The organism is Stenotrophomonas sp. CFBP8994, assembly GCF_034044835.1.
Classification (GTDB): Bacteria; Pseudomonadota; Gammaproteobacteria; order Xanthomonadales; family Xanthomonadaceae; genus Stenotrophomonas; species Stenotrophomonas rhizophila_A.
This window is the reverse complement of the sequence record NZ_JAXCWT010000003.1, coordinates 507255-523138: the sequence shown is the minus strand read 5'-3', so window position 1 is coordinate 523138 and position 15884 is coordinate 507255. Positions and strand designations below refer to the sequence as shown.

Sequence of the window (15884 nt, the reverse complement as noted above, 5' to 3'; positions counted from 1 at the left end):
TACTGAAGTCGGGGGGACGTCGGCACTACCGAGGCTTTCTGTTCCACCGTGATCGCAACCCGTTCAGTTCTACGGACAAATCACCACTCTGAAACAATTCCTGGAACAAGCTCAACGCGTGAGAGATGTTTGAGCTAACGGTCCTCGCGTCCCACTCATCATCGCCGAACCTTTCTGTGCCGCTGAACGGCCGGTCTTCCGGCTCCCACCATTCGAGCAAGTCCAGCTTAGGATCGGCTGATCGTGTCAATGCGACAAGTCTGTACTTCCCACCAATCGAGTTCATCGTAAGTTGCTTTACCAATCCGGCGCCTGGTGTGAGGACACGCAGGTCTACGAATCCGCCCTTTTCGAATGTCAGGTGCAATGCCGATTCGATGCGACTCCACACTGGCCTCTCGGTCACCGTAGCACCGTTACCCGCAGATCTGTCGTAAGCGCACAGCTGTACGACAAACCCAGAATCAACCACGTTAGTTGTCATTCGACCCAACCCCTTCCTCGAATCCACAGGAATACCCGACCGCGCACCGTATCAACAACCTGGAGGCTATTCAATCCAGAGCGTTCTGCCGCCGTCGACAGGTTGCTTTGGCAATAGGAACAGACTGCCTCGCCTCGAACGACTATGCTCATGTTCTGCCCCCGCGTCAGCCCTGCATCGAAAGCCTGCTGGATCAGCCCGATCTCCGCATGTGCATTTGCCATCGTGGAATTTGGATCACCGGGCGGAACAGTATCTGAAATTAGGGTTCGCTTACTTCCGTCGGCCAGCTCTGACGGCCTGGCTGTCTGATTTGTGTCAAATAGCGTTCGCCCTCCTATCGTGCTCTCCGCCGTAACTACCACCGAAGCGTTTGCGCCCGGCAGTGTTGTGCCAATTCTTGGATCTGACCTCTGAGCAGCCAGTAGCTCGTTCAACAGCCCATCCTTCGCTACCGTCGATGTAGCTGGATGATCCTTTGAAACAGGGATGCTCGTGCCTGCTTCACTGTCGGCAACCCAACTAGCAATCGGAGGGGTGTTTTTGTTCTTTGCAAGGTCGGTGGCTGCCTTCGCCGGCAGCTTCACTAGCTTGATGAGATTACCGCCGAGGAAGCCTCCCGCCTCGCCGAGTGCCATCCCAGACCACATGAGTCTTTGAGTTGTTGCCCACTCTGCACCTTCTACAAAGCCCGCCTCCGCCCATCGCCCTTGATCTTTCAGAAGCAGTTGGAGGTTTGCTTTCAATTTGAGCTCGTCGTACGGGCCGACTTGGTCGCTCGTGCCGCTGTAGAGCACAGACTGACCGAAGCTCACCATGGAGTTTGCGATCAACTTGATGTCGCCCCAAGCAGATGCCTGCCCATCTGCGTAGGAGTAGCCGGCCAACTGCCCATACCCAAACAACTCGCGATTCAGGTCAGTGGGCTGGCGGTTGTTGGCCCCAATGCTGTCAAGGTACTGGGCTACGACAGGGTCAAACCTTGCGTCGTACAGCGCATTCAGGTTGATCGTTGGATCTTTCAGCTCAGTGGCAGAGCTGACAAAAAACGCGTGACTTTTCCCGGTGGAATCTTGGTACGTGAGGCCTTTCGACATGCTGGAAAGGAACTCACTGGTGAGCGGATCTTGGCCAAGTATCGCCGACCAGCTATTGTCTTCCTTTGAGCTGGCAAACCGGTTAAGGCTGGAACGCGCCTCCTCCGCGGTCAATACGACGCCGTGACTTGCCATGAAGGCAATGTAGCTATCAACCGTCTCTTTCTTGGCCAGGAATTTGACCTCGGACGGGTGCAGAAGCCGGTTGTTCTCCACCGAGTTCTGGGCAATGTTTGATCCCAGCGCTGCGCCAGCAAGCCCGTTGCCGCCGGCCCCGCCAGCAATCGCGCCTACAGCCTGTGACAGTGCGAGAACGGTCTGCTTTTGTTGCTCGGTGAGATTCGAGAGACCCGCCGGGTAAAGATAGTCGGCGATGTACTGTGCCGCGATTTCACCAGCACCAGCAGCAAGTGCTCCATTGCCAGGGCTTCCGCCATTTGCCTCTGCCAGGAGTGCACCCAGCACGGCATGGGAGAGGAGCTGCAGCACGGCATCTGGATCCTTGCCGTGGTTGGTGTCGAATCGGTCTCCGATCAGCGCGGCGGCATACGGAGCCAACGCGTTCGATACCACCTGTCCACCACCTTGGCCCGCAACGTTCCCCACAATCGCCGTCGTGACCGCATCCAAGGCGCGGCTGTATTCTCCGCCCGTGCCCCACTTGAGAGCTTCGCGATACTCTTGACTGGCATTCTGCAGGTAGCCCGCTTTGCCATTACTGTCCAGCTTTGAGTAGTTGGCCCACTCTTCGGCATTGTTATTTTTAAGGTTTTCTTCAAAAGCCTGCTTTGCCTGCTCGCTCTTATAGGCGAAGACGTCCCCCGCCACCTGCTTGCTGGTAGCCACCACCGTACCCGCAGCCAACGACATCGCCTGCTGCTCCTGCATCAACTTTTGCAGGTCGGGCAGGGTGCTGATCGCCTCATGCGCCTTGCTGGCATCCGTATTGACGCCCAGCTCGGCGGCCGTGACCTTCTTGCCCCCGATGGTGATGTTGCCTTCGGTCAGGGTTGCGTAGGTCGTGGAGCTGTCGCTGCCGCTGCTGGTCATCGGCACGCCACCACTGAAGTTGGTGCCGTCCGCGCTGCCAAACTTGCCGCCGGCCACGTTGGTGCCGATGTCCTTCAACTGACCGGCGGCATTCTTGTCTGCGCCTTCACCGGTGCCCTTGTTCCCAAACCCACCGCTGATGCTTGCCGAGCTCGCCCGGTAGTCCATCTCGTTCTTGAGGTCGGTAAAGGTCAAGCTCTGCGCGGTCAGCTCGCTGTTGGCGGCATTGGTGCTGGCAATGGCGCCGCCCACCAGGTTCACGTGTCCGGCGTCGACGTGGTAGCCGCCATCGCCCGCGAACAACCCGGACTGCTGGCCGACTCCCTTGTAGCTGCCGTTGGCTTTTCCCGCGCTGGCATAGCCGCTGGCGTCCCACGCGGTGCCGACCGACACCTGCACGCGGCCGCCCACCTGGCTGTCCTTGGACATGCTTTCGGCAACGTCCTGCAGCGATTCAATGGTCAGCGTGCCGCCAGTCTTGACGTCGATGCGGTCCGCGGTTGCGGTGGCGCCGCGCAGGGTGGTGTCACCCTCGGCCTTGAGCGAGATGTTCTGGCCGGTCAGGGTGGTGTTCTGCCAGGTGCTGCTGTCGGCGTTGGACTTGCTGCTGCCCACGCTGGCTTCGGCGTACACGTACACGCCGGTCTGCGCGCCAACCGATACGCCCACGCCCACTTCGGCGCCTGCGTTGTTGCTCCTGCTCTTGTCCTGCAGGTGCGCCTTGCCTGCTTCGAGCAGGATATCGCCGGCCGAATCCAGCGCCAGCGTGTTGCCGGCGCTGAGGTTGCCCTGCACCACGTGGATGTCGCCGCTGGTGCTGGTCAGGTTGACGTTGCCGCCGCCCTGGATGGTGGAGCCACGCGAAACGGTGCTGCTGCCCTCGGCACTGCTGCTGGAGGACTTGAAGCCGATGCCCGCTTCGGCACTGAACAGCGAGCCGCTGCCAGCGCCGCCGGCGGCCGCCGAGATTGCGCTGGCCGCCTGGTAGGCATTGGCACCGGCCGCCATGCCTTGCATGGCCTGCAGGCGACCGTCCGACTGGCGTGCCGAATCCACGTTGTTGATCAGGTCGATGAAGGGCGACTTGATCCGCGCGAACACGCCAATCTTCAGGTCCTTGTCGCTCTGCGAGTTATGGCCGCTCTCATCTGCGGTGAGCAGCTCGATCTCGGCGGCAGTAATGTTCACATCCTGAGCGGCCACCACGTTGCTGGCGATCTGGGTGTACTTGCCGCCTGCACCCAGGTTGACGTTGCCGCCCAGGCTGCCGATGGTGCTGGCGACCTGGGAGACCATGCCGCTGTCGTCCTCGTGCTGCTGGCGGTGCCAGCCGGCGAACTTCTCGGTGTCGGAGATCTGCACCGTGCCGATGGCCTTGCTGTCGGCGGTGTTGGCGTTGCTCACCGTGTCCTGGCCGCTCTGCACGGTGAGGTTGCCCGCGGCGCGGATGGTGACGTCCTTCTCGGCGGCGATGTTCGCCGCGGTGAGGCTGATGTCGCCTTCGGTGGTGGCCATGCGCACGCCGCCGCCCACCGACAGCTGGGTGCCAGTGATGGTGTCGCTCTGGCCGGTGCCGTCGCTGCGCGAGTTGTTGGTGCCGAACGGCAGGCCGCTGGTGTTGTTGGCGAAGCCCCAGCCCTTGCCGGCGCTCTGGCTGGTGCTGGATTCGGTGTTGTGGGCCACGTCGAAGACGATGTCCTTGGTGGCCAGCAGCAGCGCGTCGCCTTCTGCCGAGAGCTGCGCGCCCTGGCTGGTGATCGAGCCGCCATTGGCGATCAGGGTCATGTCGCCGCCCGCACTCAGCTGGGCCACGCGGGCGTCGCTGGTGGAGTGGGTCTGGTTGCCGCTGGAGCGCTGGCTGCCGCCGGTGACCACCACCGAGGTGGTGGCCGCACGCACGCCGGAGGCGGTGCCTTCGGCATTGCGGGTGATGTCGCCCATGATCGAACCACTGTCGGCCATGCCGTCGGTGGTGGAATCGCGGGCACTGCGGTAGGCCTTGGTGGGGTCGTAGGTGACGCCCATCGAGAGGCCGCTGGACTTGCTGGACTGGCTGTTCTGGGTGTCCAGCGTGTCCTGGCGTGCCACCAGGTTGATGTCCTTGCCGATCAGGGTCAGGTCCTGCCCGGCGGCCACGTCGGAGGCGGCGATGGTGAGCTGGTTGCCTGCGTTGAGCTGCACGTTGCCGTCCATCGAGCCCACTGCCGATCCCACCTGGGTGGTGGACTGGCTGGCACTCTCGTTGTTGGACCTGGCGCTGCTGTACCCCACCGAGGCCACGCCATTGGCGAAGCCACCGGTAATGCCCGACTTCTTCTGGCTGAAGCTGCTGGCTTCGCTCAGGGTGTCCTGCGCGGATTCGATGGTGATGTTGTTCACCGCCGCAATGCGCAGGTCGTTGTCGGCCAGCACGGTGGAGCCGGTGATGGAGACGTCGTTGCCCGCGATGATGTCCACCGACTTGCCGCCGACGCTGGAGCCGACCGCGTAGCTGGCCGCGCTCTGCTCGTGGGTGGTGGTGGTGGTGCTGGAAAGCGTCTTCTTCTTGCGGGTGGTTTCATCCACCACCAGGTCGTGGGTTTCCTGGGCGGTGGTCAGGGCGACGTTGCGGCCGGCCGAAAGCACCACGCCACCGTCGCTGCTGTCCACGGTGGTGGACTGCAGCGTGAGGTCGCGCCCGGCCTGCAGGGCGACGCCTTCGCCGCCGCTGAGCTGGTTGCCCAGCACCCAACCGCTGGCGGCGGTCACCTCGCGCGAGTGGTTCCGGCTCTTTGCGCCGCTCTCGAAGGTCTGGGTGTCGACCACGGCGACGCTGTTGATGTCACGGCCGGCCTGGGCGACCAGGGCGTTGGCCGCCGAGACATTGGCGGCCGCCAGGTTCAGGTCACGGCCCGCGTTCAACACCACGTCGCCGGCGCCGGTGATGGTGGTGCCGGTGTGGGTGAGCTGGCTCTGGTTGCTGAAGTTGCGGGCGTCGTGGGTAAGCGACACGCTCCGTTGCTCGACGACCGAGGTCAGGTTGAGGTCACCCCCGGCCACGATGGCGGTGAGGCCGTCGGCACCGGCGTTGGCCAGCCGGGCGGCACGCAGTTCCACGTTGCCACCGGCGTTGACGCTCAGCACGCCGGCACCGTCGGTGTTGGTCACGTAAAGGCCAGCCACGCGGTCCAGGGTGGTGGTGCGCTGGGTCAGCAGGTCGCCGTTGTCCTGCCAGTCGCGGGTGGTGGAGGCCACGGTGATGTCACCGCCAGCCTTGAGCGCCAGCACGTCGGTGGCGGTGACGGTGCTGCCGATGATGTCGATGTTGCCGCTGGCCTTCAGGCCCACCTGCTGGCCACTGATCTGCCCGCCGCCGATGTTGCGGATGTTGCCGGCGTCGATGCTGACCAGCTGGCGCCCGGCGATGGAGCCGTTGCTGACCAGGTCGCCACGCAGCTTGATGTCCACGCCGGCACCGGCCAGCAGTGCCCCGTTGTGGTCGAGGTCACCCGGCATCACGCGCAGGTAGACCTGCGGCACCAGCGCGCGGGCGACCGAGCCATCGGCCAGGGTCACGTCCTCCTCCACCAGCCACACGATGTCGCTGGTGAGCCGTGCCATCTGCTCGGCGGTCAGGGCCACGCCCGGACGCAGGCCCCATTCGCCGGCCACGGTGGCGCCGGCTTCCAGCAGCGCGCGGTACTGGTCTTCATCGCTGGCGTAGCCATCGAGGAAGCGGCGGCCGGTGAGTTCACCGATCTGTTCGCGCACCAGCTTCTGCTCGTAGAAACCGTCGCCCAGGCGCTTCTGGGTCTGGGAGGGCTCGTAGCCGGCGCGCTGCAGCAGGTAATCGGAACTGAGCCAGCTGCGGTAGTTGGCGAATTTCGGATCGGTTTCGACCAGGTAGCTGCCGCGGTTGGCATCCACGTTGAACAGGCTGGCGCTGGGGGCGCTGGCGTTCGGTGCGGTGGTCACCACCAGGTGCGGATCGTTGCCGGCGGCGGCCACGGCCTGCTTGCGGTCGAGTGCAGCGTTGGCGCCACTGCCGGCATGGTTGCCGCCCTGCGCGGCCGTCGGGCCGGTGGCGGTGGCCTGTGCGGCCTGGACGGCACTGATGTCCTGCACGCCGCTGCCGCCCGGCCCTGCCGAGCCGACCTGGCCTGGTCCCTGCGCGGTGGCGGTGTCGGCCAACTGCGCGTGGGCATTGCCCGGGCCCTGCACGGCGGTGCCGTTCTGGCCCTGCGCTGCGGCGGCGGCATTCGGGCCCTGCGCGGAGACCGGTCCCGCGCCCTGCCCGGCACTCTGTCCCGGTCCCTGTACCGCGCCGGCACCGGGGCCTACCGAACCCGCACCGGGCCCGCCGGTATTGAGATTGGCCATGCTGTCACCGTCGCGCACGTTGGGTGCGTCGCGGCCGGTGTTTTCATTGCGCAGGTTGCCTACGTCGATGGTGAGCTTGCCACCGGCGACGATGCCCGAGCCCAAGACACCGGTCTGTTCGGAGATCGGTGCGGCGCTCCATGTGGTCTTCGACTTGTTGTACGTATAGGACTCATTGAAGAAGGAATGGGTCCGGTACAGCGTCTTGGCAATGTTGGTGACCGACGCGTCCTGGGTAATGCCGAAGGTGGCGAAGTCGCCACCGGCGGCAATGCTGGCGTACTCGTTGCGTAGTGCATCGGTGGTGATGCGCATGTTGCCGCCCGCATTGATCACCGCATCAGAACCGGCCGACACCACCACGTCTTCCACCGTGGTGCGCGTGGCCACGCGGCGCTCTTCATTGCCGCTGGTGTTTTCCGGATGGCGCTGCATGTTGATCAGCATCGCGTCCGGATTGTCGTAGTCCGGATAAGTGATCAGCTGCACGCACGTGGTGGTGCAGGTACCGTAGGCGTTGCTGTAGGTCAGGTTGTCCGATTCATAATGGAACGCTGGGCTGCCCGGCTGCGACGTCGACAGGTCGCGGAAGGGGTCTTCAGCGCCGGCCCCGAGCTGGTCGGGATTATTGCGGTTGTCCGCGCGGAGCACGTAGTAGATCACCATCGTGCCGCCCTGCACGTCCAGACGCGCGCGTTCGCCGCGCGCGCCGTACAGCCCGCCGCGCGCGAAGTAGTACGCACTGGTATTGGGGGTCATCTTGACCACCGCCCTGCGGATCTGCTGACCGTCCGGCGTGATGTAGGCCGAGTCCTCCAGGATGTCAGCCGGGTTTAGGTAATACACCTCGTAGGGCTGGAAGTTGGAGGTGTTGCGCAGGCTGCCGGTGTTGTTGCCGTTCTTGAACCACCCCGGCTGGTTCAGGGTAACGGGGGCATGCCGGGTGGTCTGCTGCTGCACCACCACGTTCTCGCGGATGTTGTTCACCGCTAGCGCGTTGATGTCCAGGTTGCCGGCGATTTCGATGGTGGAGCTGAGGTTGTCGATGCGCTGGGCAGTGCCCACCGCGTTCAGTCCGTTCAGGCCACCGCCGATGGCGGCGTCGCCATCGCTGAAGACCAGGCTCTGGCCGGTGTTGCTCAGCACGCCCACGCCCAGGTCCAGGCGCTGGCGTGCGGCAATGGTCGCCGATCGCTGCACGCCGCCCACGTTTTCCGCCTGGTTGTTGAGCGTTCCGGCGTTGATGGCGATGTGATCGCCATAGATGCGGCCGGTGCCGATGTTGACCAGCGTCCCGGCGTCGACATGGGTGGTACGCCCATCCAGCAGGCCGCGGTTGACCAGTTCGCCGGCGGCGACCAGCCGGGTGAGGCCGACAGAACTGATCTCACCGGTAGCTGCGTTGTAGACGTTGCCGGCGCTGATGTTGACGTTGGCACCCTGCAGCTTGCCCAGGTTGTCCAGGTTGCCCTGGATGGCCAGGGTGAGCGTGCCGTTGGCGGCCAGCTCGCTGGTGTTGGTGTAGCTCTGGCGCAGCTCCAGGGTCATGTCGCCCTGCGAGAGCACCCTGCCGTCGCCGGTGATCTCGCGGGTGCGGATGATCTGGTGGGTACCGGCCACCAGGGTGCCACCCCCGTTGGCGATGCTGTCTGCACTGATGTCGGAGGTCTCCGACGCGGACACCTGCCCGCCGGTGTTGTCCAACAGGCCGCCGAGCTGCAGCGTCAGCTTGTCGGCCAGGACCTGGCCCTGCTGGTTGACCAGGCTGCCGCTGGTCAGCTGCAGCTGCTTGCCCTGCAATCCCAGCGCCGGGCCATTGGGCGCGCTGAGCGTGTTGCGGTTGTCGACGCTGGCGGCCTGCACGGTCAAGGTGCCGGCGGCGGCGACCAGCCCGCTGCGGTTGTCGAGCGCGCCTGGCAACGCGATATCGGCGTTGCCGCCGACGCTGATGGCGCCGCCGGCATTGTTCAGCGCCTGCACGCGGAGGGTGAGGTCACCCGCCCCCTGGAGCGAGCCACCGGCATTATCCACGCTGCTGGCGTTGAGCGTGATGGCGCCCTGGCCGAACACCGCACCGGCGCGGTTGTCGAACGCACCGCTGGTGATGTCCAGCGTGCCGCTGCTGTTGATGCCATTGCCGTTTGCGTTGGCGTTGATCAGTGCCTGCCCGGCGGTGTCGATGCGCAGGTTGCCGGCGGTCTGCAGCAGGCCGCCCGTGTTGTCGAGCAGGCCGGTGCGCAGCACGCCGCCACCGGTGAGGCTGGCGATGGTGCCGCCCCGGTTGTCCAGCGCCTGCCCGCGGGTGTCCAGCTCCAGCGTACCGGCAATGATCCGGCCGGCTTGGTTGTCGATGCCGGCCGCGCCCAGGTGCAGGTCGGTACCGGCCTGGATCAGCCCGCCGGCGTTGGCCAGCCGGGTAGCCGTATCAAGCTGCAGCACCGCGCCGGCGGCGAGGATGCCGGCGGTGTTGTTGAGCGACTGTGCGCGGATGTCGGCGCTGCCGCCGGCATTGATCGTGCCCTGCGCGCTGTTGTCGAGCAGGCCGTCCACGGTGAGGGTGAGCGGTGCACTGCCGTCGGTGTGCAGGATGCCGGCGCGGTTGTCGACGCTGCCAGCGGTGACCGTGGTGGCACCGCCGGTGAGGATGCGGCCACCCCGGTTTTCGAGCGCCCCGCCGAGGGTGAGCTGGTGGCCGCCGGTGCCGGCCGCCTGCACGGTGCCCTGGTTGTTGAACAGGTGCGCGGCGCGCAGGTCCAGGGTGCCATTGGTGGCCAGCGTACCGGCAGTGTTGTCGAGGCGGCCGCGCACGTCCAGCGCCAGGGCCTCGGTACCGGCGGCGGTGAGCGTGCCGCCCGCCGTGATCAGGTCACCGGTCTGGATGCGGATGCGCTGCGCGGCGGTGGTGCCGTTGCGCAGGTCGGTGCTTTCGCCCAGCAACTGCAGGGTGCCATTGCTGAGCAGCTTGCCGCCCTGGCCATTGAGCGTGTGCGCGTTGATCGCAAGCGTGCCGCTGCCGGCGTGCTGCACGGTACCGCCGGCATTGCCAAAGGTCGCTGCGGTGATCTGCAGGTCGCCATTGCTGGCCAGGGTGCCGTTGTTGCCGTTGTCCAGGCTGCCCTGCACCGACACGGTGCTGGGGCCCGTGCCACCGGACACCACGGTGCCGCCGCGGTTGTCGAAGCCGGTGGCCACGATGTCCAGCTGGTTGGCGCTGAGGGTAGCGTTGCGATGATCGACTTCCCCCGCACGCAGGGTCAGTGCCCCGGTGGTGGCGATGCTGCCCTGCTGGCCGAGCAGGCTGCCGGTGTGCAGGGTGAGGCCACCGTCGCCTGCGTGGGCGATGCGGCCTGCCTCATTGATCAGGCTGCCTGCGTTTACCTGCAGGGCGTTGGCATTGCTGGCCACGGTGCCGCGGCTGTTGTCGAACTGACCGGTGACGTCGATGCGGGTGTCGGCGCTGCCGGCCGAGCTGAGCGTGCCGCCAACGTTTGAGAGCGCGCCGGCGCTGATCTGCTGCGCGCCATTGGCGGCGATGGTGCCGCCATTGTTGCCGAGCGCATCGCGTACCTGCAGGACCATGGCCTGTTCGCCGGTGGCGCTGAGGGTACCGCCTGCATTCTGCAGGCTGCCGGCAATGACCTTGATGTCGCGCGCGGCGGTGGTACCGCCGCTGATGTCCAGGGTCTCGCCTTCAAGGTTCAGCGCGCCATTGCTGACGATGCGGCCAGCCGCGCCCTGCAGGGTCTGCACGTTGATCTGCAGCTGGCCGTCGCCTGCCTGCTCGATGGCGCCGCTGCGGTTGTCCAGGGTTCCGGCGCTGATGTCGGCGTCGCCCGCACTGGCGACCAGGCCGGCGTTGCTGTTGTCCAGCAGCCCGTCCACGCCCACGCGAAGGTCGGCTGCGCTGTGCAGGGTGCCGCCTTGGTTGTCGAGGCTGGACGCGGTAATGGCGAGATCGCCACTGGTGAAGATCTTGCCGCTGCGGTTGTGCAGCGCCTGGTCGATCTGCAGCTGGCTGGCACCGGTACCGGCGGCCTGCACCGTACCGGCGTTGTTGAGCAGCGCACCGGCGCGAAGGTCCAGCGTGCCGTTGCCGGCAACGGTGCCGCCGCTGTTGTCGAGCTGGCCGCGCGCGTGCAGCACAAGGGCATCGGTGCTTGTGGCGGTGAGCGTGCCACCGGCGGTGGTCACGGTGCCGCCGTCGATGCGGATGCGCTGCGCGGAGGTGGTGCCGTCACGCAGGTCGATGTCGTCGGCCTGCACGGTCAGGCTGCCATTGCTCACCAGCGAGCCATCGGCACCGAGGACGCGGACCGCCGTGATGTCGAGCAGGCCGCTGCCGGCCTGCTGCACGGTGCCGCCGGCATTGCCGAAGGTGGCCGCGTTGATGGCCAGGTCGCCGTTGCTGGCGATCAGGCCCTGCCCGCCATTGTCCAGCGTGTCCTGCACGGTGAGGCGGTTGGCCCCGGTGCCGGTGGCCACCAGCTTGCCGCCGCGATTGTCGAAGGAGCGCGCGTCCAGTGCGATCTGCGCCGCCTGCAGCGTGGCACCGCGATGATCCACGGTGGTGGCCGACAGGGCCAGGTCGCCTGCGGTGACGATGGCGCCGTCGCGGCCGTCCAGCGTGCGCGTGTCCACCGTGAGACCCGCGGTGCCGGCGTGGTTGAGCGTGCCTTTCTCATTGCGCAGGCTGCCGGCGCTTACTGCCAGCGCGCCAGCATTGCTGGCGATCAGGCCCTGGCTGTTGTCCAGTTCGCCGCTGACGGTGATCTGGCTGTTGGCCGTACCGGCCGAGCTCAACGTGCCGTCGCGGTTGGACAGCGTGCCGGCCTCGATGCGCTGGGCACCGTTGGACGCAATGGTGCCATCGTCGTTGCCGAGGCGGTCGCGTACCTGCAGCAGCATGTCGGCCGTGCCGGCGGCATTGAGCGAGCCACCGCTGTTGTCCAGGCTGCCGGCCTGCACCGTGACCTGGGTGGCGCCGACCGCGCCATCGCGCAGGTCCAGTTCCTCGCCCTGCAGCTGCAGCGCGTCGCTGGCGACCACGCTTCCGCCCGCGTTACGCAGGGTGGCGGTGTCGATGTGGAGACTGCCGTTGCCGGAGATGGCGCCGCCGCTGTTGTCGAGCAGGTTGGCCACGCGGATCTGTGAGGCCGCTTCACCGGCCGCGATCAACCTGCCGTGGTCGTTGGTGAAGGTGCCGGCCGCGATGTTGACCGCGCCGTTGCTGCCGAAGGTGCCGCCGCTGTTGTCCAGCAGGGTGCGGGCCTGCACCTGCAGCACGCCGGTGCCGATCGCGCTGAGCTGGCCACCGGCGGTGACCAGGCGCTCGCTGTCGATCTGGATCTGCTGCGCCGAGGTGGTACCCCGGCTCAGGTCCAGGCTGTCGCCGCGAAGCTGCAGGGCGCCGTTGCTGAGCAGGCTGCCGGCCGTACCGTCCAGGCGCGCCACCTCAATGGCGAGTGTGCCGTTGCCGGCCTGCTGGATGGAACCGCCCGCGTTGCCCAGGGTCTGGGCGGTGATCGACAGGTCGCCGTTGCTGGCCAGGCTGCCGCCGTCACCGTTGTCCAGCGTGTCGGCCACCTGCAACGTGTTGGCGGCGGTGCCGGTGGCGACGATGCTGCCGCCCCGGTTGTCCAGCGACTGCGCGGTGAGGTCGAGCTGCGCGGCGGCCAGCGAGGCGCCGCGATGGTCCACCGCACCGGCGCTGAGGGTTACCGCGCCGGCGGTGCCGATGCGGCCGTCCTGTCCGTCCAGGCGGCCGGTGGTGATCGACAGCCCGCCGCTGCCAGCGTGGCTGATGGCGCCGTCGGCGTTGACCAGCGTGCCGGTCTGCAGCTGCAGCGCTGTGGCATTGCTGGCCACGCTGCCGGCGTGGTTGTCCAGGGTGCCCGCCACCACGATGCGGGTGTCGGCGGTGCCGGCCGAGGTGAGCTCGCCGCTGCGGTTGCTCAGCGAGCCTGCCTCGATCTGCTGTGCACCGTTGGCACTGAGGGTGCCACCATCGTTGAGCAGGGCGCCGCTGACGCTCAGCTGCAGGGCCTGCTCGCCCAGCGACAGCAGCGTGCCGTTGCTGTTGTCCAGCGACCCGGCGCGGATGTCAACCTGGCGTGCGCGGGTGCTGCCCTTGCGGACATCCAGCGCCTGCGCCTGCAGCTGCAGCAGGCCGTTGCTGGCGATGCTGCCCGCGCTGCCCTGCACGGTATTGGCGGTGATCTGCAGGGTGCCGTCGCCGGCGTGATCGATGCTGCCGCCGGCGTTGAGCAGGCCGTCGGCGTCGATGCGCAGGTCGCCATTGCTGGACAGCGTGCCACCCTGGTTCTGCAGCAGGCCGCCGGCGCGCAGCGTGCTTGCCCCGGTGCCGGCGGCGACCATCTTGCCGCCGTTGTTGATGAGCGTGGTGGCCTCGATGGCCAGCGCACCGTTGCTGCCGAGCAGGCCACCGGTGTTGTCCAGGGTGCGGCTTACCTGCAGGTTCAGCGCATCGGGGCCAGCCGAGGTGAGCGAGCCGCCGGCGGTGACCAGATCGTTGGTATGGATGTCGATGCGCTGGGCAGCGGTGGTGCCGTCGCGCAGGTTGGTGGTGCCGCCCTGCAGCAGCAGGCTGCCGTTGCTGAGCACGCTGCCGCCCTGGCCCTGGAGGGTAGCCGCATCGATGCGCAGGCTGCCGCTGCCGGCCTGCTGCACGGTGCCGCCGGCGTTGCCCAGTTGCGCTGCGCTGATCTGCAGGTCGCCGTTGCTGGCCACGGTGCCGCCGTCGCCGTTGTCCAGGGTGCCCTGTACGTCCAGGCTGCTGGCCTGCTGCCCGGTGGCGAGCACGCGGCCGCCGCGGTTGTCGAAGGACGCGGCGGTCAGGCTGACCTGGTTGGCGATCAGCTGCGCATTGCGGTGGTCGGCAGTGCCCAGCTGCAGGAGCAGGTCGCCTGCGGTGGCGAGGGTACCGCCCACGCCATCCAGGCGATCGGCGCGCAGGCGCAGGCCGTCGCTGCCGGCGTGGCTGATGCTGCCCCGCGTGTTGACCAGGGTGCCGATGCCCAGGCCGAAGCTGGCCGCGTTGCTGGCGATGCTGCCATCGCGGTTGTCGAGCGTGCCGATCGTCCAGGCGCTGGCGGCGCTGCCGCCGTGCGCCAAGGTGCCGCCCCGGTTGAGCAGTGTCTGCGTGTGCAGCTCCGCGCCCTGGGCCAGGGTCATGTGCCCGTCGCTGTTGTCCAGCGTGGCTACCCGGGCGGTGGTGGCGCCCTGCACTTCCAGGGTGCCGCCGACGTTGCGCAGGCCCTGGCCCTGCACCTTCAGGGTGTCTACACCGAGCGTGCCGCCGCTGTTGTCCAGGCTGCTGCGCGCGTCCAGCTGCAGCACGCCGGTGGCGTCGATGGCGCCGCCGTCGTTGTCCAGCGTGCGCGCGATGTTGAGCATGCCGGCCGCCAGGGGAACCGTCGTGGCGGGCGGCGGGGTGGTGCCTGTGCCGGTGCCTGTGCCGGGCGTCGGGATGCCCGTGCCGGTGCCGGGTGTGCTGCCGCTGCCAGGTGCGGTACCGCCGGTGTTGCCGGTGCCGTCGCCTGGCGTGGTGGTGGCAACGGTGCCGATCTGCCCCTGCAGGTTGCGGACGTCGGCCCCCTTCAACTGCAGCGCCTGCGCGCCCACCTGTTCGATGCTGCCGGCGCGGTTGCGCAGCGCGTCGGCGTTGAGTTCGAGCCGGCGTGCGTTGAGCGTGCCGCCGCTGTTGTCGATGTCGGCGGGGGTGTCCACGCGCAGCTCGCGCTCGGCGCTGAGCGTGCCGGCGTTGGCCACGCCGTCTGCGGCTTTGATGCGGGTGTCCTGCTGGGCGTGCAGCGCGCCGGTGTTTTCCAGCCGTCCTTCGGCGGTGACCACCAGTTCGCCGGCCTGCGCACCGATCTTGCCGGCGTTGCGCATGCCCACGCCCTGCTCGTTGCCGACCAGCCAGATGCGGTTGGCATACATGCCGCCCAGCGCGCCCACGTCCAGGGCGAACGCCGGGGCGCCGCTGTCGACGGCCTGCGGGGTCACGGCGGTGTTGTCCGCGCTGACCACGTTGTTGCCCAGGCTGGCCTGCAGCTGGTTGGCCCAGATGCCGGCGTTGACCTGCAGCGAGCGGGTGATGATGTCGGTGTAATCGGTGCGGCTGGCATCCAGGCCGGCACCGGCAATGCGGATGGCGCCCCCGGCAACCCGGTAGCCTTCCAGCGCACCGTTGCTGACGATGGGCGTGCCGGTGGTCAGGGTGACGCGGCTGGCGTTGAGGAAGCCGGCGCCGTCGATCTGGATGCCGGCCGGATTGGCGATGATCACCTGCGCGCGGGCGCCGGCCACCTCGATGTAGCCGTTGAGCTGACTGGGACTGCTGCTGTTGATTTCATTGAGGATGACGCGCGCGGTGCCGGTGGCCAGCCACGGGTTGCCCTGCACCCAACCGCCGATCTGGGTCTGGGTATCGCCACGCGAGTTGTTGAGGATCACGCCCTGCGCGCCAACGTCGAACTGCTGGTACTGGTTGCGCGAGACACCCGCCGCACTGGGCGTGGTGATGTTGACCTGCGGGGTGCCGTTGGCCGAGCTGACCACGGTGGGGCGCTGGTCGGCCGGCGCGTTGGGGTCGGCGATGATGCGGCCGGCGCTGGGTGACTGCTGCGCCGAGAGCGGCTGCACCACGCCCACCCAGCCCAGCGCCAGCCAAAGGGCGAAGCTCACCGGGCGCAGCGTGGCCACCGTGTTGCCACCGCGCGCGTCGCAGCCACCGCGCGGTGCGGTGACCAGCTCGGAGGCGACCTGCATGACACCCAGCGTGCGGTTGAAGACCAGACGGTAGACTCGATTCACGGCGTTGCTTCCTTTCAATGCGGTGGTAGGGGCGCGCACCGGCACGGTGCGCAGTACCG

Annotated in this window: 2 protein-coding genes; both read right to left on the bottom strand. The window is 67.2% G+C overall.

Annotated elements, in window-relative coordinates:
- Nucleotides 1-25: 25 nt before the first annotated feature.
- Nucleotides 26-484: a DUF6911 family protein gene (locus SOM39_RS19280; protein WP_399638617.1), complete on the bottom strand. Its 459-nt coding sequence runs from the start codon at nt 482-484 to the stop codon at nt 26-28.
- Entirely contained in the window at nt 481-15825 is a 15345-nt protein-coding gene (locus SOM39_RS10730; protein WP_320458317.1) for a hemagglutinin repeat-containing protein, read from the bottom strand. Before SOM39_RS10730 ends, SOM39_RS19280 begins: the two co-directional genes overlap by 4 nt.
- Between the last annotated feature and the right edge of the window lie 59 nt (nt 15826-15884).